The sequence below is a fragment of the Hymenobacter plasmatis genome, from assembly GCF_020711255.1.
Classification (GTDB): domain Bacteria; phylum Bacteroidota; class Bacteroidia; order Cytophagales; family Hymenobacteraceae; genus Hymenobacter.
This window is the reverse complement of sequence record NZ_JAJFAW010000018.1, coordinates 66695-91551: the sequence shown is the minus strand read 5'-3', so window position 1 is coordinate 91551 and position 24857 is coordinate 66695. Positions and strand designations below refer to the sequence as shown.

The 24857-nt window shown below is 63.0% G+C and carries 27 protein-coding genes; 12 read left to right on the top strand and 15 right to left on the bottom strand.

Annotated features, from left to right (window positions below; all coding sequences use genetic code 11):
- Positions 1-78: 78 nt before the first annotated feature.
- Positions 79-1311 (top strand): diaminopimelate decarboxylase, encoded by a 1233-nt coding sequence (lysA, locus tag LJ738_RS14025; RefSeq protein ID WP_227787048.1) that lies wholly within the window; start codon positions 79-81, stop codon positions 1309-1311.
- On the opposite strand, the gene LJ738_RS14020 is transcribed toward lysA, so the two are convergent.
- The 3 genes from LJ738_RS14020 to LJ738_RS14010 form a co-directional block, all read right to left on the bottom strand.
- Positions 1308-1739: a hypothetical protein gene (locus tag LJ738_RS14020; RefSeq protein WP_227787047.1), complete on the bottom strand. Its 432-nt coding sequence runs from the start codon at positions 1737-1739 to the stop codon at positions 1308-1310. The genes lysA and LJ738_RS14020 overlap by 4 nt on opposite strands.
- Before the next feature lie 133 nt (positions 1740-1872).
- Complete coding sequence (locus LJ738_RS14015) at positions 1873-2727, bottom strand: pirin family protein (protein WP_227787046.1); 855 nt, start codon at positions 2725-2727, stop codon at positions 1873-1875.
- 282 nt (positions 2728-3009) lie between these two features.
- On the bottom strand, positions 3010-4350 hold the full coding sequence (locus tag LJ738_RS14010) for a Gfo/Idh/MocA family protein (RefSeq protein WP_227787045.1): 1341 nt from the start codon (positions 4348-4350) through the stop codon (positions 3010-3012).
- 207 nt (positions 4351-4557) lie between these two features.
- Here LJ738_RS14010 and LJ738_RS14005 point away from each other — a divergent pair, with 207 nt between their 5' ends.
- The 4 genes from LJ738_RS14005 (at position 4558) to LJ738_RS13990 (ending at position 10853) form a co-directional block, all read left to right on the top strand.
- Positions 4558-6630: an ExeM/NucH family extracellular endonuclease gene (locus tag LJ738_RS14005; RefSeq protein ID WP_227787044.1), complete on the top strand. Its 2073-nt coding sequence runs from the start codon at positions 4558-4560 to the stop codon at positions 6628-6630.
- Positions 6631-6848: 218 nt separating this feature from the next.
- Positions 6849-7451 carry a pentapeptide repeat-containing protein gene (locus LJ738_RS14000; RefSeq protein WP_227787043.1) on the top strand — a complete coding sequence of 201 codons (603 nt, stop codon included), beginning with the start codon at positions 6849-6851 and terminating at the stop codon, positions 7449-7451.
- Positions 7452-7761: 310 nt separating this feature from the next.
- Complete coding sequence (locus LJ738_RS13995) at positions 7762-8796, top strand: LacI family DNA-binding transcriptional regulator (RefSeq protein WP_068189864.1); 1035 nt, start codon at positions 7762-7764, stop codon at positions 8794-8796.
- A gap of 395 nt (positions 8797-9191) precedes the next feature.
- Positions 9192-10853 (top strand): MFS transporter, encoded by a 1662-nt coding sequence (locus LJ738_RS13990; protein ID WP_227787042.1) that lies wholly within the window; start codon positions 9192-9194, stop codon positions 10851-10853.
- Positions 10854-10870: 17 nt separating this feature from the next.
- Here the strand turns inward: LJ738_RS13990 and LJ738_RS13985 are convergent, their stop codons facing one another.
- The 5 genes from LJ738_RS13985 to LJ738_RS13965 form a co-directional block, all read right to left on the bottom strand.
- Positions 10871-11509, bottom strand: a complete 639-nt coding sequence (locus LJ738_RS13985; RefSeq protein WP_227787041.1) for an HAD family hydrolase — start codon at positions 11507-11509, stop codon at positions 10871-10873.
- Between the two features lie 77 nt (positions 11510-11586).
- The gene (locus LJ738_RS13980) at positions 11587-12354 is read right to left on the bottom strand and encodes a creatininase family protein (protein WP_227787040.1); all 768 of its coding nucleotides are present in this window, start codon (positions 12352-12354) and stop codon (positions 11587-11589) included.
- Between the two features lie 115 nt (positions 12355-12469).
- The gene (locus LJ738_RS13975) at positions 12470-13027 is read right to left on the bottom strand and encodes a GNAT family N-acetyltransferase (RefSeq protein ID WP_227787039.1); all 558 of its coding nucleotides are present in this window, start codon (positions 13025-13027) and stop codon (positions 12470-12472) included.
- 165 nt (positions 13028-13192) lie between these two features.
- Positions 13193-14485, bottom strand: coding sequence for a TPM domain-containing protein (locus LJ738_RS13970; RefSeq protein ID WP_227787038.1), 1293 nt, complete (start codon positions 14483-14485; stop codon positions 13193-13195).
- 195 nt (positions 14486-14680) lie between these two features.
- Positions 14681-15250 carry a GNAT family N-acetyltransferase gene (locus LJ738_RS13965; protein ID WP_227787037.1) on the bottom strand — a complete coding sequence of 190 codons (570 nt, stop codon included), beginning with the start codon at positions 15248-15250 and terminating at the stop codon, positions 14681-14683.
- Positions 15251-15488: 238 nt separating this feature from the next.
- Between LJ738_RS13965 and LJ738_RS13960 the strand changes: the two genes are divergently transcribed.
- On the top strand, positions 15489-15905 hold the full coding sequence (locus LJ738_RS13960) for a hypothetical protein (RefSeq protein ID WP_068189882.1): 417 nt from the start codon (positions 15489-15491) through the stop codon (positions 15903-15905).
- 30 nt (positions 15906-15935) lie between these two features.
- On the opposite strand, the gene LJ738_RS13955 is transcribed toward LJ738_RS13960, so the two are convergent.
- A complete protein-coding gene (locus LJ738_RS13955; protein WP_227787036.1) occupies positions 15936-16856 on the bottom strand; it encodes a bestrophin family protein in 921 nt (306 codons plus the stop codon).
- 266 nt (positions 16857-17122) lie between these two features.
- On the opposite strand from LJ738_RS13955, the gene LJ738_RS13950 reads away from it, so the two are divergent.
- Both LJ738_RS13950 and LJ738_RS13945 read left to right on the top strand, forming a co-directional pair.
- Positions 17123-17740, top strand: coding sequence for a helix-turn-helix domain-containing protein (locus tag LJ738_RS13950; protein WP_227787035.1), 618 nt, complete (start codon positions 17123-17125; stop codon positions 17738-17740).
- Positions 17741-17879: 139 nt separating this feature from the next.
- Entirely contained in the window at positions 17880-18857 is a 978-nt protein-coding gene (locus LJ738_RS13945; protein ID WP_227787034.1) for a hypothetical protein, read from the top strand.
- Positions 18858-18876: 19 nt separating this feature from the next.
- Here LJ738_RS13945 and LJ738_RS13940 read toward each other — a convergent pair whose 3' ends face one another.
- Positions 18877-19188: a hypothetical protein gene (locus LJ738_RS13940; protein ID WP_227787033.1), complete on the bottom strand. Its 312-nt coding sequence runs from the start codon at positions 19186-19188 to the stop codon at positions 18877-18879.
- A 97-nt stretch (positions 19189-19285) separates the two neighbouring features.
- Positions 19286-19924 carry a GDP-mannose pyrophosphatase NudK gene (gene nudK, locus LJ738_RS13935; protein WP_410779923.1) on the bottom strand — a complete coding sequence of 213 codons (639 nt, stop codon included), beginning with the start codon at positions 19922-19924 and terminating at the stop codon, positions 19286-19288.
- Positions 19925-19967: 43 nt separating this feature from the next.
- On the opposite strand from nudK, the gene LJ738_RS13930 reads away from it, so the two are divergent.
- Positions 19968-20720 carry a DeoR/GlpR family DNA-binding transcription regulator gene (locus LJ738_RS13930; RefSeq protein WP_227787032.1) on the top strand — a complete coding sequence of 251 codons (753 nt, stop codon included), beginning with the start codon at positions 19968-19970 and terminating at the stop codon, positions 20718-20720.
- 67 nt (positions 20721-20787) lie between these two features.
- On the opposite strand, the gene LJ738_RS13925 is transcribed toward LJ738_RS13930, so the two are convergent.
- A complete protein-coding gene (locus tag LJ738_RS13925; protein ID WP_227787031.1) occupies positions 20788-21204 on the bottom strand; it encodes a winged helix-turn-helix transcriptional regulator in 417 nt (138 codons plus the stop codon).
- A 94-nt stretch (positions 21205-21298) separates the two neighbouring features.
- Between LJ738_RS13925 and LJ738_RS13920 the strand changes: the two genes are divergently transcribed.
- Positions 21299-22165, top strand: coding sequence for an SDR family oxidoreductase (locus LJ738_RS13920; RefSeq protein ID WP_227787030.1), 867 nt, complete (start codon positions 21299-21301; stop codon positions 22163-22165).
- 188 nt (positions 22166-22353) lie between these two features.
- On the opposite strand, the gene LJ738_RS13915 is transcribed toward LJ738_RS13920, so the two are convergent.
- On the bottom strand, positions 22354-22749 hold the full coding sequence (locus LJ738_RS13915; RefSeq protein WP_227787029.1) for a hypothetical protein: 396 nt from the start codon (positions 22747-22749) through the stop codon (positions 22354-22356).
- 151 nt (positions 22750-22900) lie between these two features.
- On the opposite strand from LJ738_RS13915, the gene LJ738_RS13910 reads away from it, so the two are divergent.
- A complete protein-coding gene (locus tag LJ738_RS13910) occupies positions 22901-23125 on the top strand; it encodes a DUF433 domain-containing protein (protein WP_227787028.1) in 225 nt (74 codons plus the stop codon).
- Between the two features lie 9 nt (positions 23126-23134).
- The gene (locus LJ738_RS13905; protein ID WP_227787027.1) at positions 23135-23470 is read left to right on the top strand and encodes a DUF5615 family PIN-like protein; all 336 of its coding nucleotides are present in this window, start codon (positions 23135-23137) and stop codon (positions 23468-23470) included.
- Positions 23471-23585: 115 nt separating this feature from the next.
- Here LJ738_RS13905 and LJ738_RS13900 read toward each other — a convergent pair whose 3' ends face one another.
- Together LJ738_RS13900 and LJ738_RS13895 are read right to left on the bottom strand one after the other, a co-directional pair.
- Positions 23586-23885: a hypothetical protein gene (locus tag LJ738_RS13900; protein WP_227787026.1), complete on the bottom strand. Its 300-nt coding sequence runs from the start codon at positions 23883-23885 to the stop codon at positions 23586-23588.
- A 198-nt stretch (positions 23886-24083) separates the two neighbouring features.
- Complete coding sequence (locus LJ738_RS13895; RefSeq protein ID WP_227787025.1) at positions 24084-24806, bottom strand: MBL fold metallo-hydrolase; 723 nt, start codon at positions 24804-24806, stop codon at positions 24084-24086.
- Positions 24807-24857: the final 51 nt, after the last annotated feature.

The following is a 24857-nucleotide window of genomic DNA, read 5'->3' as shown; positions in this document are numbered from 1 at the left end:
AAACTATGGGGGAGGCGTGAATGTACTATCTGCTTGAGATTCATTTAAGGCGCCGCTGCGGGCCTTACTTTTGTGATTATGTCAGGTATTAACGATGCGCTGCGCGCCGCTGCCGACCAGTTCGGCACCCCCCTTTACGTCTACGATTCAGCGACCATTACGCGCCAATACGAAAAGCTAAAAAAGGGCTTCTCGGGGCACAAAACGCGCTTTTTTTATGCCTGCAAAGCGCTGAGCAACGTAAGCATTCTGCGCCACATCCACAGCCTGGGCGCGGGGCTCGACTGCGTGAGCATCAACGAGGTACGGCTGGGCCTGCACGTGGGCTTTGCGCCCGACGACATCCTGTTTACGCCCAATAGCGTGACGTTTGAGGAGTTGGTGGAGGCCAAAAACCTGGGCGTAAACCTCAACATTGATAATATTTCCTTGCTCGAGCGCTTCGGCGCCGCGTTTGGCGGGTCTTACCCGGTGTGCGTGCGCCTGAACCCCCACATCGAGGCGGGCGGCAACTACAAGATTCAAACCGGCCACATCGATAGCAAGTTTGGAATCAGCATTCACCAGCTGCGCCACCTCGAGCGCGTGGTGAAGGGCACCGGCCTGCACGTGCGCGGCCTGCACATGCACACGGGCTCCGAAATCAAGGATGTGGGCGTGTTCATGCGGGCCCTGGAAATCCTGTTTGATGCCGCCGGGCGCTTCCCCGAGCTGGATTTCCTGGACCTGGGCTCGGGCTTCAAGGTGCCCTACAAGCCCGGCGATGCCGAAACCGACGTGGCCACGCTCGGCAAGCAAGTGGCCGAGGCCTTCAAAGGCTTTGAGAAAGAGTACGGCCGGCCCCTGGAGTGCTGGTTTGAGCCGGGCAAGTACCTGGTGAGCGAAAGCGGCTACCTGCTGGTGAACGTGGCCGTGGTGAAGCAAACCACCGCCACGGTATTTGCAGGCGTGAACTCGGGCTTCAACCACCTGATTCGGCCCATGTTCTACGACAGCTACCACCACATCAGCAACCTGACCAACCCCAAGGGCACCGAGCGGCTGTACACGGTGGTGGGCAACATCTGCGAGACCGACACCTTTGCCTGGGACCGCCTGCTGCCCGAGATTCGCGAAAACGACTTGCTGGCGTTCCACAACGCCGGCGCCTACGGCTTTGAAATGAGCAGCAGCTTCAACTCGCGCACCCGGCCCGCCGAAGTGCTGCTGGAAAACGGCAAGCTGCGCCTCATCCGCCACCGCCAGACCTTCGAAGACCTGCTGGCCGGGCAGGTAGACGCCGAGGAGGTAGTGCGCGAAAACGCAGTTTAGCCCAACGGCTTGGGCTGCGCCAGGAGCCACGCCACCGCCGTTTCTTCGGTTTCGAAGGTGCGGTAGACGTGGCTCTGGCCGCGGCTGGCCATGACGTACTGGTTCATGGCGAGGCGCGCAAACACGTTGTTGGCAATCAGGATGGCGCCGTAGCGGTAGCCGCCTTCCTGCACGGCGCGGGGCAGCCACTCGGTGGCCATCCACTCCTGCTCGCTGGGGCTCAGCGGGGCCATTTCGCGTTGGTCTACCAACATTTTCTCCCAGCGCCGCCGGCTCATGGCCTGCACGGCGTGCGTGAGCAACGCCCGAAACTGTACGGGCTCGCGCAGCCCGGCACGGTACTCGAGCCGCAGAAAGCCTTCGGGCTCCTCCCAGATGCGGCCGATGCTGTTTTCGAAATAAAGGGAGCGGGCAGATTTAGAAATCAACTGTCTAACAACAAAGCAGGCACCTGCCAACCCGGCGCCCTGGTGCAATCTGGCAAGGGCCCGTGGGTTGGGCAACTCCTCAACCGAAAAGGCCAAGCGGTGGTTAAGGCTGGGGCAAAATTAATGCTTTGGGCTAGCCCTCCCATGTGCCGAAAGCGCCGCGCTGGTAGTCGCGGTAGGCCTGCTGAATCTCGGCTTCGGAGTTCATCACAAACGGGCCGTAGGACACAATGGGCTCGTTGAACGGCAGGGCGTGGCCGAGTAGCACCAAGGCGTCGGCATCGGTGGCTTCGATGGTCAGCTCGTCGCCGTCGTGGTTGAATTCCACCAGCTGCCGGGACTTGGCTTCGGCGCCGTTCACGCGCACGGTGCCGCGCACCACGTAAAAGAAGATGTTGCGCGCCGCCGCAATGGGCAGGGTAACGGTGGCCGCGGCCGGCAGCTCAACCCACGCCAGTTGCACATCGGCCAAGGGCTGCACGGCCCCCGCAGTGCCAGCCCATTGCCCCGATACTGCGTGAATGACCACGCCGCCGTCCAGCGTCACCGTCGGAATCTCATTTTTTTGCAGCCCAATGTAGCGTGGGGCCACCATCTTGTCCTTGGCCGGCAGGTTCACCCACAGCTGCAGAATTTCGAGCAGCCCGCCGGTTTGCTTGAACTGGTCGGAGGAAACTTCGGCGTGAATCAGCCCGCTGCCGGCCGTCATCCACTGAATGCCGCCGGCTTCAATCACGCTTTCGTGGCCGCTGCTGTCCTTGTGCAGGATGTCGCCATCCAGAATGAACGTCACCGTTTCGAAGCCGCGGTGCGGGTGCGGGCCGAACGGCAAGCCGTTGTTCTTGGGCCGGTACACCTGCGGACCGTGGTGGTTCAGAAACAGGAAAGGGTCGATGTGCTCCACCGAATCCGTGGGCAGAGCCCGGTAAGTCACAAGGTCAGCAATGGGCGCATTGATGGCGCGGTGCTGCTTCTTAATGGTGCGCATGAAGTCAGTATTGGGAAGGTAGAATCAAATATTAAAGTAGCCCGTCATGTTGAGCGCAGTTGAAGCGTATTGCGTGGGGTAGTTAACCCAATCGTCTGTCGAAAATCGGCTGTCATGCAGAGCGCAGCGAAGCATCTTATCAGGTCAGCACAACTCGTTTAACGGTGATAAGATGCTTCGCTGCGCTCTGCATGACAGACAGCGCCAGCATGATAAGAGGCGCGAGCGAACTGCTGCGCTCTGCATGACACGGTTTATTAAGACCAAGTAGCCGACTAAAGTTTATGCCTCGTCCGTGGGCGGCGTGCCGCGAAAGGCGTCGATTTTCCGCACGTTGTCCAGCTTTACCGGCTTGTTTTCCTTGGCCGACTGGTAGATGGCTTCCATGATGCGCTGGTCCTGCAGGCCTTCTTCGCCGGGCGTGTAGGGCGTTTTGTTTTGGCGCACGCATTCGGCCATGTGGTCCATTTCCAGGGCAAACTGGTTCTTCTCGTCGCCTCCGGGAGTTTCCTTGAGCTCTTTTCCGCCGGGAGCGTGCACCCGCTCCTGGTGCAGGCCGTGGTAAGTAAAAGCAGGGTCCATCCTGATGCTGCCGGTTTCGGCGTGCACGGTGTAGGCCTTGCTGTTGAAGCTGCCGTAGCCGGTCACGCAGCTGGCCATCACGCCGCTGGGGAAGCGTAGCCGGAAGCTCACGTTTTCCTCTACTTCCTTGAAGCGCGCATCGCCCGGCGTGCTGTAGATGCTGGCCGACACCTCGGTGGGCTCTTCGCCCAGCAAAAAGCGGGTGGTGTTGAGGCAATACAGGCCGATATCGGGCAGGGCACCGCCGCCGGCCAGGGCTTTTTTGTGGCGCCACTGGTTGTCGTGGGCCTGGTTCTGGGTATTCACCATCTCAATGAGCTTGGTGGGGCCGTAGGTTTTGTCGCGCACCATCTTTTGGGCCATGCGGTTGAGCGGCTCGTACTGAATGCGGTAGGCAATCATGAGCTTTTTGCCCGCTTTCTTGCAGGCCGCAATCATTTCTTCGCACTCCTTCACAGAGTTGGCCATGGGCTTTTCGCAGAGAATATGCTTGCCCGCCTGCGCCCCGCGAACGGTGAATTCGGCGTGCATGGAGTTAGGCAGCACAATGTAAATCACCTCCACCTCGGGGTTATTCTTGAGCTGGTCGTAGGTCTGGTAGGAGTAGCAGCTGCTGGGCTTGATGCCGTACTGGCGGGCTATTTTGCCCATTTTGTCGGCGTCGCCGCTCACTAGGGCCACCGGCTTGGCGTGCTTGCAATGGGCGAAAGCGGGCAGCAGCTCTTCCAGGGTGAGGTGGCCCAGGCCCACCAGGGCAAAGCCCACGCGCTGGTCTACGGGGTCGGGGTTGGGCGGGCCGGCGCTTTGTGGCTCGGTGGGCGCGTTCAGGGGCGGCAGCTTCACATCGGTGGGGCCGGTAGCTGGCGCTTGGGCCGCACTGGCCGCTGCTTGGGCCTTGGCGGCTGCCACGGGCAAAGTGCCGGCCACGCTCACGGCCAGCAGGCCCCGGCCGGCGTGGTTGATGAATTGGCGGCGCGACTCGTCGCAGTCCGCTTCGGGTATGGCTTCAAAAGCAGGGGTAGCAGCAGTTTCTCGGAGCATCGGCAAAAGGAAAAGTGGAGCTTAGCCTTACGTGCCTTTTTTGCTTTGGTGTTGCGCTTGCCGCGGAATGTTGCTCCTGCGCCTTGGCGCAAGGTTCTCGATGCGGCCCACCGCGCAATGCCTCCTCGCTGCTTGCCAGGCCCGCCCTCGATGCGTTGAAATACCAATACATTTGGGGCCCTGTTTTCTAGCCCCATTATTCAGTTGATGAAACTCTTTACCAAGACGTTATTACTGGTTGCTGCTTATGCTTTGGCCAGCGCGTCGGCGCAGGCGCAGCAGGTCACGCCCATCGGCGTTATTCAGGGCAGTGGGGCTCTTGCCGCCGCGGGCACCTATACCATTGAAGGCGTGGTAACGGGCGTGTACGCGGGGCTGAGCCCGGCCGGCTTTTATGTGCAGAACGATGCCGCCGACGCCGACGGCAATGCGGCCACTTCCGATGCGCTGTTTGTGGTGCAAACCTCCCCCACGGTCGCCGTTGGCGACCAAGTGCGCATAACCGGCGCGGTAGAGGAAACGGCCGCTACGCCTTCGTTTGGCCAGGCGGTGCTCACCGGGCCGGCCGTCGCGGTGGTGTCAGTGGGCCATGCGCTGCCGACGTTTACCACCCTGGACAATGCCACCTTTTCCAGCGCTGCAGCCGAGCAATATGAAGGCATGCTGGTGCAGTTTTCGGCGCCGGTCACAGTATCGGATGTGGCGGCGCTGAAGTCGCGCGGTGAGCTGACCCTGGCAACCCAAGGCCTTATTTATCAGCCCACGCAGTTTGTGGACCCCAACGATGACCCGGCCAGCGGCACCAGCAGCACCGGCACCGGCAACGTGGCCGCCGTGGGCGCCTACCAGGCAGCTAATACCGCCCGTTCCTTTATCCTCGACGACGGCCGCGCGGCCACTAATCTCCTGCCCATCCCCTACCTCGACGCCGCCACCCAAACCGTGCGCGTGGGCAGCACCGTGGCCCGCCTGCGCGGCATTCTGGGCTACGGCAACAGCAAGTGGCGCGTGCAGCCGCTGGCCGGGCCCGATGCGCCGGTGCTCACGGTGGTGCGCCCACCGGTGCCCACTTTCGGGCCCATTGCGGTGAAGGTGGCCAGCTTCAACGTGCTCAATTACTTCAACGGCGACGGGGCGGGCGCCGGCTTTCCCACGGCGCGCGGGGCCACCACCCTGGCCGATTTCAACCGCCAGCGCAGCAAAATCCTCACCGCCCTCACCCAGATGAACGCCGACGTGGTGGGCCTGATTGAGATTGAGAACGACGGCACCGGCGCCAACTCAGCTATTCAGGACATTGTAAACGGCCTGAACCAGGCATTGGGCGCCGGCACCTACGCCTTCGTGAACGACGGAATCCTGCGTCAGCCAAACAATACCGACCTCATTCACTGCGCCATTATCTACAAGCCGGCAGTGGTCACGGCGTATGGCAATGTGCTCATCGCCAGCGCCACGGGCATATTCGAGCGCCCACCGGTAGCTCAACTTTTCATTACGAACCGCACGGCTGCTCCCGATACGTTTGCCCTCGTCGTGAACCATTTCAAATCGAAAGCCAGCGGCAGCGGCGCCAACGCCGACCAGGGCGATGGCCAGGGCCCGTCGAACCTGCGCCGCAAGGGCCAGGCCACCGGGCTCGTGCAGTTTATCAACGGTACGGTGAAGCCCGTCGGCACGCGCTACGTGGTGAGCGTGGGCGACTACAACGCCAACTACGAGGAAGACCCCATAGACATTCTGCGCGCTGCCGGGCTGGTGGTGGGCAGCCCGGCCAGCAGCGCGTCGTACGTGTTCAGCGGGCTCAGCGGCTCGCTCGACCACGCCGTGCTCACCCCCAATCTGGTAGGCCACGCCGCCGTGGAGAAATGGCATATCAACGCCAGCGAGCCCGAATTTCTGGAGTACGACGAGGCCGGCACCAATACCAACACCACCAGTCCTTTTCGCTCCTCCGACCACGACCCGGTCCTTATTGGGCTGAATTTCCGAAGCACCGTCACGGCCACCCGCCAACCGTACGCGGCCGTGCAAATGCAGGTGTTTCCCAACCCTGCGGCCGGGGCATTCAACCTATTTATCGCAGCCCCAGCTCCCACACTTCCGCTGACGCTGGAAGTCGTGTCGCTGCTGGGCCAGTCGGTCCTCGTGCTGCAGGGCACGGCGGCGGAGTTGCAGGCCGAAATCAGCCAGCGCACGGCCCACCTGGCGGCGGGCACTTACGTGCTCCGGCTGAGCGGGGCGGCTTTTAGCCAGGTGCAGCGCGTGGTGAAATTGTAGGATGAACCTCACCCCCAGCCCCTCTCCATAAGAGAGGGGATCCACGGTGGCCCAAGTTTTAGCTCAATTTCTTAAAAATGAAAAGCCCCGGTTCAAAATTGAGCCGGGGCTTTTTCTATTCAAAGGATTATCGCCTGGCTCCCCTCTCCGCGGGAGAGGGGCCGGGGGTGAGGTGCCTTCACAACCACCAACCTATTTTTGCGCACTTATCCGCTGCCATGAAACCACGCCGCAAGCCCACTGCCGCCCACAAGCCCCACTACTTCCCGGACGAAAACGTGGCGGAGCGCTGGGATGCGCGCCACCTGGCGGGCCAAACCGAATTTGACGAGTACCGCTTCGTGGGCTGCGATTTTAGCGGGGCTGATTTGAGCAACAAGCGCTTCAGCGACTGCCTGTTTGAGCGCTGCAATTTGTCGTCGGCGGGCCTGGCGGGCACGGCGCTGCAGAACGTGGCGTTCGACGATTGTAAGCTGCTGGGCCTGCAGTTCACGGCGTGCCGCGACATGCTGTTTGGCGTGCACTTCGACCAGTGTCAGCTGCGCTACGCCTCCTTTGCGGCCCGCAAGATGCCGGCCACGCGCTTCGTGCGCTGCGCCCTGGACGAGGCCGATTTTGCCGACGCCGACCTTTCGGCCGCCGTGTTTCAGGACTGCTCCCTGGCTGGCGCTGTGTTTCAAAAAACCCAGCTCGTGGGGGCCGATTTTACCTCCGCCACTGGCTTCATTATCGACCCCGAGAGCAACCAGCTGCGGGGCGCCCGCTTCACGCTGCACGGCCTGCTGGGCGTGGTGGCCAAGTACGAGCTGGTAATCGAATAAACCCCAAGCCGGGCCCTTGGCACCCGGGCAGTAGCACCCCGATAAGCGCTGCCGTAGCAGCGGGCGCAAAAAATTTCTTCGGGGCCCGGTTCGATTCCGCGCCCCGGAGTAGATTGCAATAGAATTCCCATCTACGCCCGAAAAGGCAGCTCCATTGACTGGGCCGCCTGCCCCCTTTCGGCAAATTGTCAGCACGCAGTGCCGGAGCGCCCGCTGGGCATCGCACCTCCCTTCTCCGGCAGTGCCAGGGCACGTGGCCAATGGTTTATGACCGGGCACGGGCATTTTCTCACCTCGCTACAACCACCAGATGGCTAATCGCCGTGCTTCCATTACCGACCTAGCTAAGACGCTGGGCCTCTCGCCCTCTACGATTTCGCGCGCGCTGAGCGACCACGACGACGTGAGCGAGGCCACCAAGGCCCGGGTGCGCCAGCTGGCCGAAGAGCTGCACTACCAGCCCAACCAGCTGGCCGCCGCCCTGCGCCGGGGCCGCAGCAACACGCTGGGTGTGCTGGTGCCGCATATCACGGGCCACTTTTTCCCGCAGGTGGTGCACGGCATCGCCACCGAAGCCGCCAAGCTGGGCTTCAACGTGATGATATGCCAGTCGAACGAAGACACGCGCCAGGAGCACAAGAACATCGACCTGTTGATGAACTCGCAGGTGGAAGGCATTCTGGTTTCGCTGGCCAACACCACCCACGACTTCGGCCACTTCGAGGCCGTGCGCCAGCAGAACATTCCGCTGGTGTTTTTCGACCGGGTGGTGGAGGATTTTGAGGGCAGCAACGTGAGCGCCGTGGTGCTCGACGACTACCAGGGCGCCTACCAGGTGGTGACCCACCTTATTGAGCAGGGCTGCACGCGCATTGCCCACTTCAGCGGCCCGCTGCACCTGAACATTCACAAAAACCGTCACCAGGGCTACCTCGATGCTCTTTCGGCCCACGGCCTGGCCAACGATAAAGACCTGGAAGTCTTCTGTGAGATGAACCAGAAGGGCGGCATGCAGGCCATGCGCCAGCTCCTGAAGCTGCCGCAACGCCCCGACGCCGTATTTTCCTCCAACGACCTGGCCGCCGTGGGCGCCCTGCAGGTGGCCAAAATCCACCGGCTGCGCGTGCCGCAGGATTTAGCCATCGTCGGCTTCAGCAACGAGATGTTCACCTCCCTCACCGAGCCCATGCTGAGCAGCGTGGACCAGCGCTGCGAGCAGATGGGCAAAACGGCGGTGCAGCTGCTGCAGAAAATGCTAAAAAGCGGCCCCAACCGCCAGGGTCCGCCCAAGCCCATTGTGCTCAAGCCCAAGCTGCTGGTGAGGGAGTCGTCGCAGCGCCGGTAATGGCATTGCGCAAGAGGATATGCAGTGTAATTGGCTGCTGAGTAGGCCGTCATGCAGAGCGTGGCGAAGCACCTCGCTCGCGCCTTTTGTCATGCTGACGCCATTTGTCATGCAGAGCGTAGCGAAGCATCTTCTCACGGCTCAACGATTGGTTCTGCAGTGATAAGATGCTTCCTTCGTCAGCATGACAAACGATTATAACAGACGATTGGAATAGTATCGAGGTAAAGATGCTTCCTTCGTCAGCATGACCATGACAAACGATTATTGACAGACTATCGGTAACGTGCTGCAAGGAAGTAACCCGCGGCGAATACCCTAACCTGCTCGGAGCCGTAGGAGAAGCCAAGTAGCCCTTTCGCTTGTTAGAAGAGGGTAGTTCCTGACCGTTTTCCATGCCTGATTCCGCTCTGCCGCCTGCCGCCGTCCCCAAGGCCACGTTGTTGACGCCCTTTACCTACAGTCTTTTCCGGGCCATCTGGATTGCGGGCATGGTGTCGAACGTGGGCACCTGGATGCAAAACGTGGCCGGCGTGTGGCTCGTCACCACCCTCACGACTTCGGCCCTGCTCGTGGCCCTGATGCAGACGGCCACCAGCCTGCCGGCTTTCCTGCTGAGCATGCCCGCGGGCGCCATGGCCGACTTGATAGACCGGCGCAAGCTGCTGCTGTTTACGCAGGGCTTCATGGCGATTGTGGCAACCATATTGGGCGTGCTCACGCTTACGGGCGGCATTTCGGCGTTTGGAGTGCTGGGCTTCACGTTTTTGCTGGGCATGGGCGCGGCCCTGAATGCGCCCATCTGGCAAACCGTGACCACCGAGCTAGTGCCGCGGCCGGTGCTGCCGTTTGCCATTACCCTCAACGGCGTCAGCAACAACATTGCGCGGGCCATTGGGCCGGCCATTGGCGGGGCCATCATTGCCTACTATTCCTCGGGCTGGGTATTTATCCTGAATGGCGTGTCCTTTCTGGGCACCTGGGCCGTGGTGTATTTCTGGAAGCGCGAAGCCACCGAAACCAGTGGGCCGGCCGAGAACTTTATGGGGGCCCTGCGCGCCGGCATGCGCTACGTACAGTATTCGCCGGCCATCTACGGGGTGCTGGTGCGCACGTTCGCGTTTTCGTTTGGGGCGGCGGCCATGTGGGGGCTGGTGTCGGTGGTTATTGCGCGCAAGCTGCACCTGAGCTCGGGGCACTACGGCGTGATGCTGTCGTGGCTGGGCGCGGGCGCCGTCACGGGCGCGTTCCTGATGGGCCGGGCGGGCTCGCGGCTCAATTTCAACCAGCGGGTGCTGCTGGGCGTGCTCGCGTTTGCGGGCACCAACCTGGCCTTGGCTCTCATCACCCAGATTTACATTCTCTACGCCGTGATGTTCCTCTCGGGCATTGCCTGGCTGATGGTGATGACCAGCTTCAGCACCACTGTGCAGCTGAGCGTGCCCAAGTGGGTGCAGGCGCGGGTGATTAGCGTGTACATGCTGGTGTTTCAGGCCGGCCTGTCGGTGGGCAGCCTGGCCTGGGGCGAGCTGGCCGACCACCTCAGCCTCGACACGTCTCTGCTGATTGCGGCCGGCTGGATGCTGGCCAGCGCCCTGCTGGCCGTGCCCTTCCCCATGCTCTCGGCCGAAGGCCTCGACCTGGCCCCGGCCGAGCACTGGCCCGACCCCACCGTGGAAGGCGGCGACATCGACCCCGACGACGGCCCCGTGGTGGTGATGGTGGAATACTGCGTGGAGCCGGCCAACTGGCCCGCCTTCCGGGAGGCGGCCGAGCAGCTCAAGCGGCTGCGGCTGCGCGACGGGGCCCTGCGCGCCGGGGTGTTCTCGGACCTGGCGCACCCCACGCACATCACCGAGTTTTTCTACGTGGCCACCTGGGGCGAGCACCAGCGCCAGCACCACCGCTTCACCAAGGAAGACCTAGCTGTGGAGGCCCAGGTGCGGCGGTTTCACTGCGGGCCTGGCGAGCCTCGCGTCACGCACTTTCTGGCCTTCCCCAACACCTCCAACGTGGAAATGGCCACGCCCCTGCAGAACCTGGAAAGCCAGCGGTAGCCCTGTAGCCAGCCGACCTAGAGCAATTCCTGCAAATCGGCCAGTTGGGCTATGCGCCGGGGGGCCACGGTTGGCTCAATCTGGCCAAAACCGTAGGTAGCAAAGATGAAGGGCACGCCCGCCGCCTGGCTGGCGGCCAGGTCGCCGGGGGTGTCGCCCACGTACACGGGCGCGTGCAGGCCGTATTGGGCCACCACTTCGCGGATGTTCTCGGACTTGGGCAGCTTCCTGGTGCCGAAGCACTGGTGGCCTTCGAAGTAATGCGCCAGCTGGCTGTTTTCGAAGAAAGCCTCCACGTAGCCCAACTGGCAGTTGCTGACGATGAACAGCCGGTACCCCCGGCCGCGCAGGTAGGCGAGGGCAGCTTCCAACCCCGGGTATAGGGTGCCGCCCGGCTGCCGGGCCGCGGCCAGCTCCTGGCGGGCACAGAGCGCGCGGTACTCGTCGAACTTAGCCGGTGGCAGGTTCGGGAAGAGCCGCTCGTACACCACTTCGTAGGGCTGGCCGGTCACGGCCTGCACCTGCGCCAGCGTCACGTCGTTGTCGATGTAGTCGACGCTGCTTTTGGCAGCCTGAAAAGCTTTGGTAATGGCGACCGACGCATCCCAGAGCGTGCCGTCAAGGTCAAAAATTACACTATCGAAACGTGATGACATATAAGCATATCAAGCGCCACCCGCTGCAAATGCATCGGGCCAGCACGTAGCAAACAAGCCAGTTATTGGGCTGGTTTTTATTCGTACAAATCCTGGGGGTCGGCTGCCGCCAGCTCCACCAAAAACTGGCCGATGTTGGTGGTCGCGGCGTCTAGGAAGGCCTGGCCTTTTTCGGCGGTGGCTTCGGCCGGGTTGCCCACGCCGGTATCGGCCGATACTTTGCTCCACTCGCGCTGCGCCCAGGCCCAGCCCTGCCGCATGGCCGTGAGGCGGAATTGCTTGGCCGCGCCGTCGCCGGCTTCGGACAGGGGACTCACCAACTCGGGCACGATGTGCAGCATGGCGCTGGTTTCCAGGGCGTCGGCATGGTCGCCGGGGGCGGTGAAGTACTGGCTGCGGTCAGCGGCCTTAAACCAGTTGAGCGTGCTCAGAAACACCTGAGGGAATTCGGCCTGCAGCTCGCGCAGAATCTGCCGGAAGTCGTTGCCGCCGTGCCCGTTCAGAATCACCAGCTTGGGGATGCCCTGCCGGGCCAGCACCTGCACCAGGTCGCGCACGATGGCCAGCTGCGTGCTCGGGTTCAGGTTCATGTCGAGGGTAATGTCGAGCTGGCCGGTATTCACGCCGAAGGGAATGTTGGGCAGCACCACCACTTTGGCGCCTTGCTCCCAGGCTTTGCGGGCGGCCTCGGCGGCCACGTAATCGTTCTGGATGTTGTCGGTGGCGTAGGGCAGGTGGTAGTTGTGGGCCTCGGTGGCGCCCCAGGGCAGCACCACTACTTCGTATTTGTGCTCCTGAACGGTTTTCCAGGTAGTTTCGGCGAGGATATAAGGGCGTGGAGCCATAAGCGTTGTTGAGCAGAGGAAATAGTAAAGTAGCGCCTACGCAAAACAGCCGGGCGCGTCGAACCAGACAGTTCTGGTGGGATAGTAATTCAATCGGCAGCCATGTCGGCCCGCCTTATCCGGCCCGGCCAGCGCGTTCCAGCAGCACAATGGGGCCGTCGTGGTAGGTGGTGCGGGCGTACTCGCGGTAGCCGAACTTCTCTGCAAGGCGCAGCGAAGCCTGGTTTTCTGGGTGAATGATGCACACGGTGCGGGCGTGGTTGAAGTACTCCTCGCCCCAGGTAATGGCGGCGGCCACGGCCTCGGAGGCGTAGCCTTGGCCGTGGGCCGCGGGAGTCAGGCCCCAACCAATTTCTGGAGCCTCGCCCAGCGGCGGGTCCAGGTCGCGCTTGAGGTGGAGGTAGCCCGCGGCGCCGATTAACTGGCCGGTGGCTTTTTCTTCCAGGACCCAGAAGCCGTAGCCCATCACCGCCCAGTGCCCGGCGCTGCGCAGCAGCAATTTCCACACCTCTTCGCTGGGCAGGGGCTTGGGGGTGAGGTAGCGGTAGTACCCGGGCTCCTGGCACATGGCAAACAAGGCCGGAAAATCCGTCGCCTGGTAGCCGCGCATCAGCAGCCGGCTGGTTTCGAGAACGGGAACGGTGGGTGCTGCGGAACTGGGATTCGAAGACATAAGCAGAAAAAGGAAGCGACGAAAAGACGACGAAAGATAGAGGGCCAGCCCAACAAGTGGTCAACGCCTCCCCGCTCCTGCTTGCCCGCACCTGCCGCTCTGCTTCAAAAAGAACGGGCCCCGGTGCCAAGTGCATCGGGGCCCGTTTGCCAGCTCAGGCTGCGGCTACCAGGAGCCGCTGTTGTCGTTGCCGCTGTCGAAGCCGCCGCCCCCGGAATCGCCGGAAGACGGGTCATCGTAGGAGGAATTATCGTCGGAAGAGAAGAAGTCGTTCGACGAATTATCCGCCGCGGTGTCGTCGGAGAAGTAGTCCGGAGTGCTGGTATCGGCACTGCTATCCCGGCCCGAGAAGTAGTCGTCGGCCGCGCCGGTGCCCATGGCGCCTGCTCCCGCGGCGCCGGCCGCCGTGTTGGGGTCGAAGTGCTGCGGGGTGGTGCCGTCGCCGGCCAGGCCATGGCTCGGGGCTTCGTGGCCCGATGCCATGCGGTTGCCCAGGTATGCGCCAGCTGCTGCCGCGGCTCCCGTCGCCAGGATGCCGCCCATGCCGCTGCCCATGCCACCGCCTCCGCCGCCAAAGTTGCCGCCGCCACCGCCGAAGTTGCTACCGCCCCGCTGCATGTTCACGGGACCATTGGGAGAGCCGCCACCGGGGTTGCGGTTGGGCAGAAAATCCGGAGTGGTGCGCGACTGGGCAGCCGTAGCCGCCGACTGGTTGCGGCCCCGAAGCATGCGCACCAGCAGCCAAATGATGCCGCCCACTACCAGGGCGCCAAGGAGCACCGTGCCCATGCCGGGCCCGGAATCGGGCTCCGTGGTGGGGGGCGTGAGCAGCGGGTCGTTCGGGGTGGGGCTCACCGGTTCCTTGGCTTGGCGCTGCATATTGGTCCCGGTTTCGGCCGAAGCCGGGGAAGAAGAAGCCGAGGAAGAAGTAGTGGCGGTAGTGGCCTGGGAAACTGAGCTGGGGTTGGCGGCCAGCATCAAGGTGTTGAGGCCCGCCCGCAGGCCCCCGAAATAATTGCCTTGCTTGAAGGCCGGCGTCATCTTGCTGATGGCGCGGCTGGTGACCTCCGGCGTAATCTGGGCCTGGACGCCGCTACCGGGCTGAATGGTGAGCTTGTGGTCCTGGGCGCTGAGCAGCACCACAATGCCGTTGTTTTTGTCGCGCTGACCAATGCCCCAGGCCGTGCCGAGGGCCCGGCCGTAGTCGGCCACATCGCGCCCGGCCAGGGTGGGCACAGTCACGACTACTATCTGCGTGCCGTTGTTGTCGGCGTAGCGGCGCAGGCCGCTTTCCAGCTTTTTCGCGTCGCCCGGGGCCAGCAGTTGGGCCTGGTCGTTTACGAACCGGAAGGGCGTGGGCCGGGGCGGCAAGCCCTCGGCGGTGCCGGTTTGAGCGGCGGCGGGCCCATTGAGCCCGGCCGAAACAAACAGCAGCAAAAGAATCAGGAGACGATGCATGGCGAAGGAGCTAAGGTGAAACCAAGTGTATTCCTTCGCCTTTTACGGCAGGCCCGCCAGGTTAGCTGTGGCGGCCCGGCATTTCAGGCGGGTTTGTGGGCGTTGCCCGGTTGCAGCTTCGGGCCGCGGCCCTTTCAGTGGCTGATTCCCGGCCCAAATTTTACCGCTGAAAACGGGGCCGCACCACGGGAGCCGCTACGCGCCACCGGCGCCCAGCGCGGGGTCGGCGGCGGGCGCCACGGCGCGCTCAAAGCGCAGACGGGCATCGGCGGCGGGGCCGGCCAGCACAAAGTCGTTGCGGAGCAGAACCTGCTGCGAGCCCAGGTTTTCGGTCTCGGTGTGGGCCACCAGCTGGCGCACCATGCCCGTAGCGGCAGCCTGCTGCACCAGCCCACTCACTAGCTCGGTGGCCAGGCCCTGCCGGCGCCAGTCGGCCGAGATGGAATAGCCGATTTCGGCCGTACCCTCCGCATCGGGCGGGCCCATGAAGCCGCCCGTGCCGATGAGGGTGCGGGGCGTGTCGTCGGTGGCTTTGCGCAGCGCGTACCAGCCAAACCACCCGGCCGAGTCGCGCCCGCCGGCGGTGAGCTGTTCCAGAAAATAGTGCATGGCCTCGCGGTCGTACTCGCCGGGCGGCCAGTCGGCGGGCATGGCAGCACCCAGCAGCACCGGAAAATACTGAGGCTTATGCAGTTCGGCCGTGAGTAGCGCGCGACTGGCCGCCAAGATGATGAGGCGGGGCGTTTGGGTGATGAGCGGAATCATAGAAAAGAAACAGAACCCTTAGCGGGTGCGAAAGCGGTGTATACGCTAACCGCCCAATAACCTCCGAGCCGGAGGCGGCATGACTGCTGCGAAGCTAGTCGTCAATTTATCTTCTGGCTGCTCTCGTGACGCGCCATTCCCGCAGGCCAGCCCAACAATTGCAATTTAACCGGAAGCGCCTGTATTTCAAGAGGCAGGCCGTATCTTTACAGCTTGTTTCCACTTGATTGTTCGGCTTATGGCTCTCGACCTTCTGCTCGCTTCCGAAGTTCTCGATGCGCATTACGACGACGAAAACGCGTGGCTTTACCTGGACTGGAAAGGCCCGCAAGCACTTGAGCTGGTGCAAGCCGCCTGTGCCCAGATATCCGTGCTTCTGCAGCAGACCGGGGCCCGCAAAATCCTCAACGACAACACGCACATCACGGAAACCAGTTGGGAGCTGGCCCGGTGGGTGGCCTACGACTACCTGCCCGAGGCGGCGCGCAACGGCCTCAACTACGTGGCCTGGGTGAACAGCCCGCTCTTGAGCTGCCGCGGCAACGTCAACCTCATGGCCGCTTTCATCGACCGGCGGCCCCAGGTGGCCATCTTCGACGAGTTGGCGGCCGCGTACGAGTGGCTCAGCAGCCTCACGGTTGCCATTCGCACCTAGGCCCGGCGCGGGGCAGCCCGCTGGGCCGTTCTAATCGAACAGGTAGGCGCTCTGGCGTACCGGAGGCGCGGGAGCCGGCTCCCCTATCATTTCCAGCAGGGTGGATTCAATCATGTGGCTCATGGTATTCAAGGCCAGGTCGTTGGGGCCGGTGCCGAAGGGCTCCTCGATTTCGCGCACTATGGCGTCGAGGGCCATGAAGGTGTAGCCCACAAACACCACGATGAGCGGCGTCATCCAGCCGATGCTGTCGACGAGGCCAAAGGGCAGCAGGAAGCAGTAGAGGTAGGTAGTGCGGTGCAGCATCACGCTGTAGGTATAGGGAATGGACGTGCCGGCCAGGCGCTCGCAGCCGCCCACAATGTCGGAGAGCTGGTTGAAGTTGTGGTCGAAGGCCAGCTGCGTGTTCGAGTCCAGCTCCTCGGCGGCTTTACGGTGCTGCACCCAGCGTCCCAGCTCCAGCAGCAGCAGCACGGGCTTAAAGGTGGCGCCTTGCACGGCCTGGGCCAGCGGCGCGGGCAGCAGCCGGGCCAGGTCGGCCGTGGCGTCGGTGTGCCGCAGCTGGTGCTTGAGGGCGTAGGTGAAGGCGATGAGCAGCCGGACGAAGTGCGCGGTGGCCGGGGCCCCGGTGGGCTGGCCGCTCTGGGTGATGGCCTGCCGGGCCAAGGAGCGGGTGGTGTTCAGCAGGGCGCCCCACTGCTTGCGGCCCTCCCAGAAACGGTCGTAGCTGGCGTTGTTGTAGAAGCCCAGGAAGATGGCCAGCGTGATGCCAAACAGCGTGAAGGCCGAGGCATTGAGCGGAATTTTATAGTGAAACAGCTGCCCGTGGCCCACCACCACGGCCACCGACAGCAGTAACAGCGCCAGCAACCGCGGCAGAATCTGGGGCAGCACCGAGCCGTGCCACACGAAGAGCAGCCGCAGCCAATTGTCTTTCTCACGGATAATCATGGCAACGGATACGTCAGGAACCGCTCAACGGCTGACCTAAAGGCCCTCAAGGCGCTACAGGAACGCTGCAATTGGGCTGGCGCACCGCTATATATTTGTTACTAAGCGGGGTGTTGGGGCACTTAGTTATTAATTGATTCTCTGTCCCATGCGCGGCTTTTAGCTCAATTCGTAAGTGCGGCCGCGCATTTGACCAAGCATGCAGCCCGCAGCAAAGGCGGCAGGCACCTATTCATACTCTTAATCCTACCCTCCTACTCAGCTCCATGTTTTCTGCTGCCCGCATCACGGCTCTCCGCAAAAGCAAAGGTTTGTCGCAGGAAGTGCTGGCCGAGCAGTCCGGTGTGAGCCTCCGCACCATTCAGCGAGTGGAGCAAGGCGACTCCGTGCCGCGCGGCCACACGGTGCAGGCCCTGGCGGCCGCCCTCAACGTGCCCCTCGACGACTTGCGGGACGCCCCCGAGCCGGCCGAAACCAAAGCACCTCCTGCCCCCAGCTTGGCCGCCCCCGCGCCGCCCGCCCTACGCCATGACCCGGAGTTTCTGCAGCTGCTCAACCTCAGTGCGCTCAGCTTTTTGCTGCTGCCCCTGCTCAACCTTGTGGTGCCGTGGCTGCTGTGGCGCACCCGCCACCAGGTAGCCCACGCCGCCGACCTGGGCCGCCGGGTGCTGGGCTTCCAGGTGCTGTGGCAGGTGGGCTGCTTCTTCGCCTTCCTGCTCGCGGTGGGGTGCCAGATGGTGGCGAAGCGCTACTTCCACACCGCGCTGCCCGGGCTATACTTTGCCGTACTGGGGCTCACCTACGCAGCCAATGCACTCACCTTGGCCTACTACCAGCTGCAGCTGCGCCGGGGCCGCCTCGACCTATACCGCTTCCGGCTGTAGGCGCAGGCCACAAAAATCATTGCCCTTATCCATCAGTGCTTTAGCTCAAGTGGCGGCAAAATGGCGGTAAAATGACGCAGGGTTTCGGGCCAGGTGCCCGATAGTTTTGGGCCACCAAACCACCTGCTCATTTCCTTCCATGAAGCCTCTTTTCAAAGTCATTCTTTCTGTGCTGGCGCTGCTCGTCGCCGGCGGCATCGGCGGCTATTTCTACATGCGCCAGCGGTTCCTGCCGCCAGCCAATCAGCTGGTGGTGTCGAGGCTGCCCGCCTCGTGCGCCTTTACCTGGCTGGCCGATACCGCCGCTGGCCGGGCCATGCCGCACGCCGGGCTGCTGGTGCCGGTGCAGCTGCCGAACTGCCCCCACACCTGCTACCTGCAGTTCGATACGGGCGCCCCCTACTCGGTGCTCTACGCCCGCCCGCTGGCGGCGCTGCAGGCCCGCTACCCGGCCCTCCCCTTCGGCAGCTCCAGCCCCTCGGATACGCTGCACAACTTCCGCTTCGCCATGGGCCGGGGGCAGGTGCAGGCGCACTGGGTCCGGGTGATGCCGCGGGGAGCCGACGCGCTGCCCGCCGATAGCACTGCCCCGTTCATCATCGGCACGCTGGGGGCCGACGTGCTAGACGGCCGGGTGCTGGTGCTCGACTACGCCCGCCAGCGCTTCAGCCTGGATACCCGCGTGCCCGACAGCCTAACCCACCGCACCGCTTTCGTGCCCCTGGCCTTCACCAACCGCCGCGTGCTGCTGAGCATGCAGCTACAGGGCGAACCCCGGCAGCTGCTCTTCGACTCGGGCACCAGTGCCTTCACGCTGCTCACCAGCCAGGCCACGTGGCAGGAGCTGGCCCGCCCCCAAGCGCCCGTGCACACCGTCCCCGTAAAGTCTTGGGACAAGACCCTGACGGCGCACACGGTGGCCACAGCCGCGTCGCTTCAGCTGGGCCCCGCCGCCCTGCCGCTGCGCACCGTCACGTACATGGAAGGCACCAGCCTGATGCAAAACCTGCTGATGCGCTTCTCCGGCATGGGCGGCATGCTCGGCAACGAGCCCTTTCGCGAGCACGCCGTGATTCTGGACGTGCCAGCCGGGCGGTTTGGGCTGGTGCGCCCCTAGCCCAACGACCCGGCCCCTGCTAGGGCTTCACAAAAACGTAAGTCACCAGTTCGGCCCGGGCGTCGGCAGAACCAGTTACGGAGCTATTCTGCAGGGTGTAGCCTTCTTGGTACAGCTTGGCAAACAGCGCGTGGAGCTGTTCGACGCTGGCGTTTTTGTTTTTATCGAGGACCGAGGGAGCCTTTATTCTTTCCGTCTGTTGAGCTCCGCGCGTGACCGTAATATCTTGCTGGTACCCACGAAACTGCACCAGCACCACACTGGGCGGCGTAGCGAATGCAGTGAGCGAAATCATCACCGTAAAAACAACACTCATCAGGAGCTTCAGCATGGGTAGGGAGGTGAAAGTGAGGTAAAATCAAATATAGTCCCGGCCAGCTACCGCAAGCGCAACCGGGCCGCTGCCGTCTTGGCAGCGGCCCGGTTTTTTATTTCACCGCCTCCCGATGGGTCGCAGCGCGAAGTTGAGCCGTGAGCTGCTTGAGGCGCAGGTGCTGCAGCAGCATAATGGTTTTGCCATCCTGGATTTCGCCGGTGGCCACCATGGCCAGCGCTTGGGCCAGGGGCAGCTCCAGCACCTCGATTTCCTCTTCCTCAATGCCGCCGCCTGCCAGCCGCTCGGTGCTGGGCGAGTACTCGGCCAGGTAGAAGTACAGGCGCTCGGTCACCGAGCCGGGGCTCATGTAGGCTTCCAGCACTTTCTCCACGGCGGTGAGGCGGTAGCCGGTTTCTTCTTCGGTTTCGCGGATAATGGCCGCGTCGGGGTGCTCGTCGTCGAGCAGGCCGGCGCAGGTTTCGATGAGCATGCCCGTGGGGTTGCCGTTCACGAAGGTGGGCAGGCGAAACTGGCGGGTGAGTACCACAGTATCGGCCGCGGGATTGTGCAGCAGAATGGTGGCGCCGTTGCCGCGGTCGTAGGCCTCGCGCGACTGGGTTTCCCAGGTGCCGTTTTTTCGCTGGTAGTCGAAAGTTATTTTGCGCAGCGTGTACCAGTTGTCGGACAGAACCTCCTGTTCGCGCAGGCGAATGTGTTCGTTGAGCATGGATACTTGTTCGTTTGTGTTCATTTCTGTTTATTTGTGATTACTTGAGGTAAGTAACACCAGCAGAATGAATTTCCAATTGCGCAAGCAGCACCTGCTGACTATTCTGGACGAGCACGGCAGCGTGGAAGTGGCCGACCTTGCCCGCCAGCTCCAGACCACGCCCATCACCATCCGGCGCGATTTGGCGCAGCTCGCCGCCAAGGGCCTGGTGGTGCGCACCCACGGCGGGGCAGTGCTGCCCCGCGTGGCCAAAGACCCGGTGGCCTTCGCCCGCAAAGCCACCGCCCACCTGGCCCAGAAAGAACACATCTGCCGGCTGGCCGCGGCCCAGATTACCGACGGCGACACCCTGTTTATCGATTGCGGCAGCACCACGTTTCCGCTGTGCCGGCTCATTCGCCACCGCAAGCTGCGGGTGGTCACCAATTCGCTGCCCGTGCTCTTCGAGCTGGCGGGCTCGGCAGTGCAAGTGGTGGTGGCCGGGGGCGAAGTCGATGCCGAGCGGCAGGCCATGCACGGCCTCGTGGCCGCCGAGCAACTCCGGCGCTACCAGGTCGACAAGGCCTTCCTGGGCGTCGACGGCCTCTCCCTCGGCCGGGGCCTCAGCGCCAACAGCGAGCACGAAGCTTCCATCAGCCTCGCGGCGGCCGCCGCGGCCCGCCACGTGTACCTGCTCTGCGACTCCAGCAAGCTGGAGCAGGACAAATACTTTCAATTTGCGCCCCTGTCGCTGGTCGGCACGCTGGTCACGGACCCGGGCGCCCCCGCCGCGCTGCTGGCCCAATACCGCAAAGCCGGCCTGCAGGTGCTGGCTTAGTCCGGCTACACAGCCAGCCGCGCCCGGCGCAACGGCCGGCAACCTGGCAGCTCTGGCTCTCCCGCCTCTATGCGGCAAACCGAGCCCGGGCCGCCGCAATGGCCGGCGCGTGCTGGCTGGCCCAGTTGCCAATCCCGATAACGGCCCCGGCCAGGCTGCGCCCCAGGTCGGTGAGGCGGTATTCTACCCGGGGCGGCACTTCGGCATACACCGTGCGGCCCACCAGGCCGTCGGCCTCCAGGTTGCGGAGCGTGACGGTGAGCATGCGCTGCGAGATGCCCTCTACCCGGCGGCGCAGCTCGTTGAAGCGCAGGTTTTCTTCGGCGCCCAGGTTTAGGATGATGAGCAGCGACCATTTGTCGCCGATGCGGTCCAGCACGTCGCGCACGGGGCAAATGCCCCCTCCGTTTTCCGGGACCTGCATAATTTCTTTCAGCGCCTTAGCCACTGCATGGGGCTGAGGGTCAGCAACGGTTATGTTCATGTACCTTAGGTAGCTGGAGGTGCCTTCTTGTGGAAGGTAAACCAGGTAAATACTTTTGAGTTACCAAAAGTAACTACCCTTTAATTATCAGCCCATGATTGTTATCACTGGCGCCACCGGCCACCTTGGCCACGCCACCATCGAAGCCCTGCTCGCCGCCGGCGTAGCGCCCACCAGCATTGTGGCCCTGGCCCGCACCCCCGATAAAGCCGCTGCGCTCCACGCCCTGGGCGTGCAGGTTCGGGCAGGCGATTACAACGACCCCGCCTCCCTGGTAGCCGCCTTCCAGGGCGCCGACAAAGTGCTGCTGATTTCGAGCAGCGACCTGGAAGACCGCACCGCCCAGCACCGCCGCGCCATCGACGCCGCCCAGCAGGCCGGCGTGCCGCACCTGCTGTACACCAGCATGCTGCGGCCGTCGCCCAACTCGACCTTTGCCGCCGCGGCCAGCCACTTTGAAACCGAAGCCTACCTCAAAGCCTCGGGCCTCACCTACACCATTTTTGGCGTGAGCCTGTACCTCGATTTGGTGCCGATGCTGGTGGGCGATGCCGCGCAAACCGGCCTCCTATACTCGGCGGTGGGCGACGGCAAAGTAGCCTTCCCGCTGCGCGCCGACATTGCCCAGGCGCTGGCCAACGCCCTCACCAGCGCCGGCCACGAAAACAAAACCTACGACATTGCCCCCGCCCCGGCCTACTCCATGGCTGACGTGGCCGCTGCCCTCGGCGCTGCCACCGGCCAGCCCGTGCAGTACGTCCCGGTTTCGCTCGAGGACATGGCCGCCGGCCTACGCGCTCAGCACACGCCCGAGCCCGTGGTTCAGATGCTGGTGGGCATGACCGAGGCCATGCGCAACAACGAGTTCAACCACCCCAGCGACACCTTCCAGCAGCTGCTGGGCCGGGCCCCTGTCACGCTGCCCGAGCACCTGGCCCGCGTGTATGCCCAGCCCGCCTAGCCCGGAATCCCCAGCTTTCAGAAGCCGTTGTGCAATGCTCTGCGTTGCACAACGGCTTTTTTGTGGTCGTGTTTTTCAAAAAGCGGCTTATTACCCCAAAAATCAAACAGCCACCTCCAGTGCCCAGAATGACTGGCCACGCTAATTCGACGAACAGCTTGGATTAACTCAGCCCAATTGCCCCAGCATTAAGCTCCTCTTCCAGCGACCCCTAATCCGGCCCGGCCGGGGGCGCTGCCCACTGCAACCCGCAGACTAAAAAGCGTCAGCAGCAGCGTCATGGGCGTAAAAATCAGCTTCTCGAGTTCATTCTTCGACACGAGGTTGCCGGCGGTATTGGCCAGGAAAAGCAGAAACATCAGCGAGAAAACCACGGTCATTACCCGGTGAGGAATCCTGATTTTCACGTAGCGGGCTTGCACAGCCACTGCCGCCAGCATGAGCAGGGTAACGGTTAGGGACACGGCTTCAAACGTCACCATCTGCGAATGGTCGCGCAGCCTGCTGCCCCACACCACGGCGAAGGGAATCACGCCGGCCACGACCAGCACGTGACACACCGATGTAGCCAGGAGAAGGGCCATTAGCCCGTGGAGGGCAAATCGTTCGGAAAGCAGTGCCTTCATCAAGTTGTGGGGCAGTATTAGTACGGGCTAGGAGCAGCAAGCTAGCCCAAAAACATGCTAGCTACGCCCAGGGCGAAAGCGGCCATCGAAACGCTAGTATCTTAGTCCCATGGAATCCTTGCTCTCGCGCATCACCACCAACCCGCGCCAGTGCGGCGGCCGGCCCTGTATTCGCGGCATGCGCATTCGCGTGGCCGACGTGCTCCAACTCTTCGCCGCTGGCCTCACCGCCGAGCAGATTCTGGCCGAAATGCCCGACCTTGAAGCCCCCGACCTGCAAGCCGCTTTGCAATACGCCGCCCGCCAGATTGACTACCCACGCCTCGCCGCATGACCTTCTGGATTGACGCGCACCCTCTCGCCGCTCATCGCCGCGTGGCTAACGTGGACTTTTGCTGATGTACAAGCCGTAGCCCTGCGCGACCTGGGTCTGCGCGGTGCCGAGGACGAAGAAATCTTCAAAGCTGCCAAAGCCGCCGGGGCCGTGGTGCTCACCAAAGACGCCGTCTTCCGCCACCTGCTCGACCAGTTTGGCCCACCGCCTCAGGTGCTCTGGCTCACCTGCGGCAACACTTCTAACGAGCGGCTGCAAGAAGTACTGCGCACCACTCTCCCGGCCGCTCTGGAGCTACTGGCCGCCGGCAAACCATTCATAGAGATTGGCAGTATCCTGCCTTAGACCGCTACCCCAAAAATAAAGCAGCCACCCCCTGAATGGAAGCGGCTGGAGATATTACGCGGGCCCAGCAAGTATGGGCCCACCTGGCAAAAACGGGTAGTGGCTGGGCGTCGCGCTAGCGGCGCTTGCGCTCAGTTTCGTAGCGGGTGGTTTTGCGCTCTTCGGTTACTTTAGTAGTGCCTTTCCCGCCCGCGTCTTTCACGGCGTCGGCGTGCTTTTCGAGGTCGTGGGCTTTGGTTTCGGCGTCGGCGCGCATTTGTTTGGCAACGGCGCGCTCGCGCTCGGCGTCGGCGTCGGCCTGGGCTTTTTGCGCATCTTCGCGGGCGTTGTCAGCTTCGCGCTGTTTTTGCTTTTCCTGGCTGCAACCGCCCAAGAGCAAACCTGCAGCGAGTATGTACATCAAGTGCTTGTTCATGGCTTTGGGGCGCCTAGGGCGCAATGGGAGTGATAGCGCGTGTACGCGTACGCCAGTGCAAATGTTAATGTCCAGTTGGACAATACAGCCTTGACGTACAATGCATTGTCTATCTGAACCAGCACGTCGCCAAACATCTATCCCCACCCAGCCCACCCCAGTGCCGCAGTTCCAATCGAAACACTCAGTTGCGGGAGCTTAGACGGGCTTGAGGGGTTTGCCGGCGAAGGGATTGGGCTGCTGGAACCGCGCTTTCAGCTTGGCATTGGCCTGCTGCGTCACGGGGCCGCCGTGCCCAAAAACCGCCTGGTCGAAGGATAAGTCGGCGGCTTTCAGAATGCTTTGCCGGCCCACGGCCAGGTCTTCGTACACGATGCTGTAGTCCAGGCCCGAGGCATTGGCGCAGATGTCGCCCGCAATCAACACGCCGTCCGGCTCCACCAACAGGGCCATGTGGCCCGCGCTGTGGCCGGGCGTGTGCACCACCCGCAGCCCACCGGCCAGGGGCAGTACGTCGCCGTCCTGCACCTGCTCATCCACGATGACGGGAGCAATCTGGGGGCTGATGCCTTTGATAAATAACCGGAAAGCCACCCAGTTCACCAGCCCGGGGGTTAGGTAACGGGGCCGCGGGCCGCCGCCCTGCTCCAGAATGTCGCTTTCGGCCGCGTGGGCGTACACGCGGGCCTTGAAGCGCTGCTTGAGTTCGGCCGCATTGCCGGCGTGGTCCGGGTGCCAGTGCGTGAGCACGATGTTCCGAATGTCTTCCGGGTTTTTGCCGCCTTTGCGGATAGCGGCCAACACCTTTTCCGTGCTGCCCGGCACACCAGTGTCTATCAGCGTAAGGCCGTCGCCTTGCAGCAGAAACACGTTCACAATGCCCAGGCTGACTTGATACAGGTGGTCGCTTATCTGCTTCATTCCGCAAGCTACCCCCAAAAACAAACCAGCCGCGCCCGGGGCGGGAGCGGC

Excerpts from the sequence above, each read along its gene's own strand:
- LJ738_RS13895 (WP_227787025.1), bottom strand. The coding sequence starts at position 24,806 with ATGAAGCAGATAAGCGACCACCTGTATCAAGTCAGCCTGGGCATTGTG.
- LJ738_RS13995 (WP_068189864.1), top strand. The coding sequence starts at position 7,762 with ATGGCTAATCGCCGTGCTTCCATTACCGACCTAGCTAAGACGCTGGGC.
- LJ738_RS14010 (WP_227787045.1), bottom strand. The coding sequence starts at position 4,350 with ATGCTCCGAGAAACTGCTGCTACCCCTGCTTTTGAAGCCATACCCGAA.
- LJ738_RS13925 (WP_227787031.1), bottom strand. The coding sequence starts at position 21,204 with ATGAACATAACCGTTGCTGACCCTCAGCCCCATGCAGTGGCTAAGGCG.
- LJ738_RS13920 (WP_227787030.1), top strand. The coding sequence starts at position 21,299 with ATGATTGTTATCACTGGCGCCACCGGCCACCTTGGCCACGCCACCATC.
- LJ738_RS13970 (WP_227787038.1), bottom strand. The coding sequence starts at position 14,485 with ATGCATCGTCTCCTGATTCTTTTGCTGCTGTTTGTTTCGGCCGGGCTC.
- LJ738_RS13960 (WP_068189882.1), top strand. The coding sequence starts at position 15,489 with ATGGCTCTCGACCTTCTGCTCGCTTCCGAAGTTCTCGATGCGCATTAC.
- LJ738_RS14015 (WP_227787046.1), bottom strand. The coding sequence starts at position 2,727 with ATGCGCACCATTAAGAAGCAGCACCGCGCCATCAATGCGCCCATTGCT.
- LJ738_RS13945 (WP_227787034.1), top strand. The coding sequence starts at position 17,880 with ATGAAGCCTCTTTTCAAAGTCATTCTTTCTGTGCTGGCGCTGCTCGTC.
- LJ738_RS13950 (WP_227787035.1), top strand. The coding sequence starts at position 17,123 with ATGTTTTCTGCTGCCCGCATCACGGCTCTCCGCAAAAGCAAAGGTTTG.
- LJ738_RS13990 (WP_227787042.1), top strand. The coding sequence starts at position 9,192 with ATGCCTGATTCCGCTCTGCCGCCTGCCGCCGTCCCCAAGGCCACGTTG.
- LJ738_RS13985 (WP_227787041.1), bottom strand. The coding sequence starts at position 11,509 with ATGTCATCACGTTTCGATAGTGTAATTTTTGACCTTGACGGCACGCTC.
- LJ738_RS13915 (WP_227787029.1), bottom strand. The coding sequence starts at position 22,749 with ATGGCCCTTCTCCTGGCTACATCGGTGTGTCACGTGCTGGTCGTGGCC.
- LJ738_RS13980 (WP_227787040.1), bottom strand. The coding sequence starts at position 12,354 with ATGGCTCCACGCCCTTATATCCTCGCCGAAACTACCTGGAAAACCGTT.
- LJ738_RS13940 (WP_227787033.1), bottom strand. The coding sequence starts at position 19,188 with ATGCTGAAGCTCCTGATGAGTGTTGTTTTTACGGTGATGATTTCGCTC.
- nudK (WP_410779923.1), bottom strand. The coding sequence starts at position 19,924 with ATGAACACAAACGAACAAGTATCCATGCTCAACGAACACATTCGCCTG.
- LJ738_RS13975 (WP_227787039.1), bottom strand. The coding sequence starts at position 13,027 with ATGTCTTCGAATCCCAGTTCCGCAGCACCCACCGTTCCCGTTCTCGAA.
- LJ738_RS13965 (WP_227787037.1), bottom strand. The coding sequence starts at position 15,250 with ATGATTCCGCTCATCACCCAAACGCCCCGCCTCATCATCTTGGCGGCC.
- lysA (WP_227787048.1), top strand. The coding sequence starts at position 79 with ATGTCAGGTATTAACGATGCGCTGCGCGCCGCTGCCGACCAGTTCGGC.
- LJ738_RS13900 (WP_227787026.1), bottom strand. The coding sequence starts at position 23,885 with ATGAACAAGCACTTGATGTACATACTCGCTGCAGGTTTGCTCTTGGGC.
- LJ738_RS13930 (WP_227787032.1), top strand. The coding sequence starts at position 19,968 with ATGAATTTCCAATTGCGCAAGCAGCACCTGCTGACTATTCTGGACGAG.
- LJ738_RS13910 (WP_227787028.1), top strand. The coding sequence starts at position 22,901 with ATGGAATCCTTGCTCTCGCGCATCACCACCAACCCGCGCCAGTGCGGC.
- LJ738_RS13955 (WP_227787036.1), bottom strand. The coding sequence starts at position 16,856 with ATGATTATCCGTGAGAAAGACAATTGGCTGCGGCTGCTCTTCGTGTGG.
- LJ738_RS14000 (WP_227787043.1), top strand. The coding sequence starts at position 6,849 with ATGAAACCACGCCGCAAGCCCACTGCCGCCCACAAGCCCCACTACTTC.
- LJ738_RS14005 (WP_227787044.1), top strand. The coding sequence starts at position 4,558 with ATGAAACTCTTTACCAAGACGTTATTACTGGTTGCTGCTTATGCTTTG.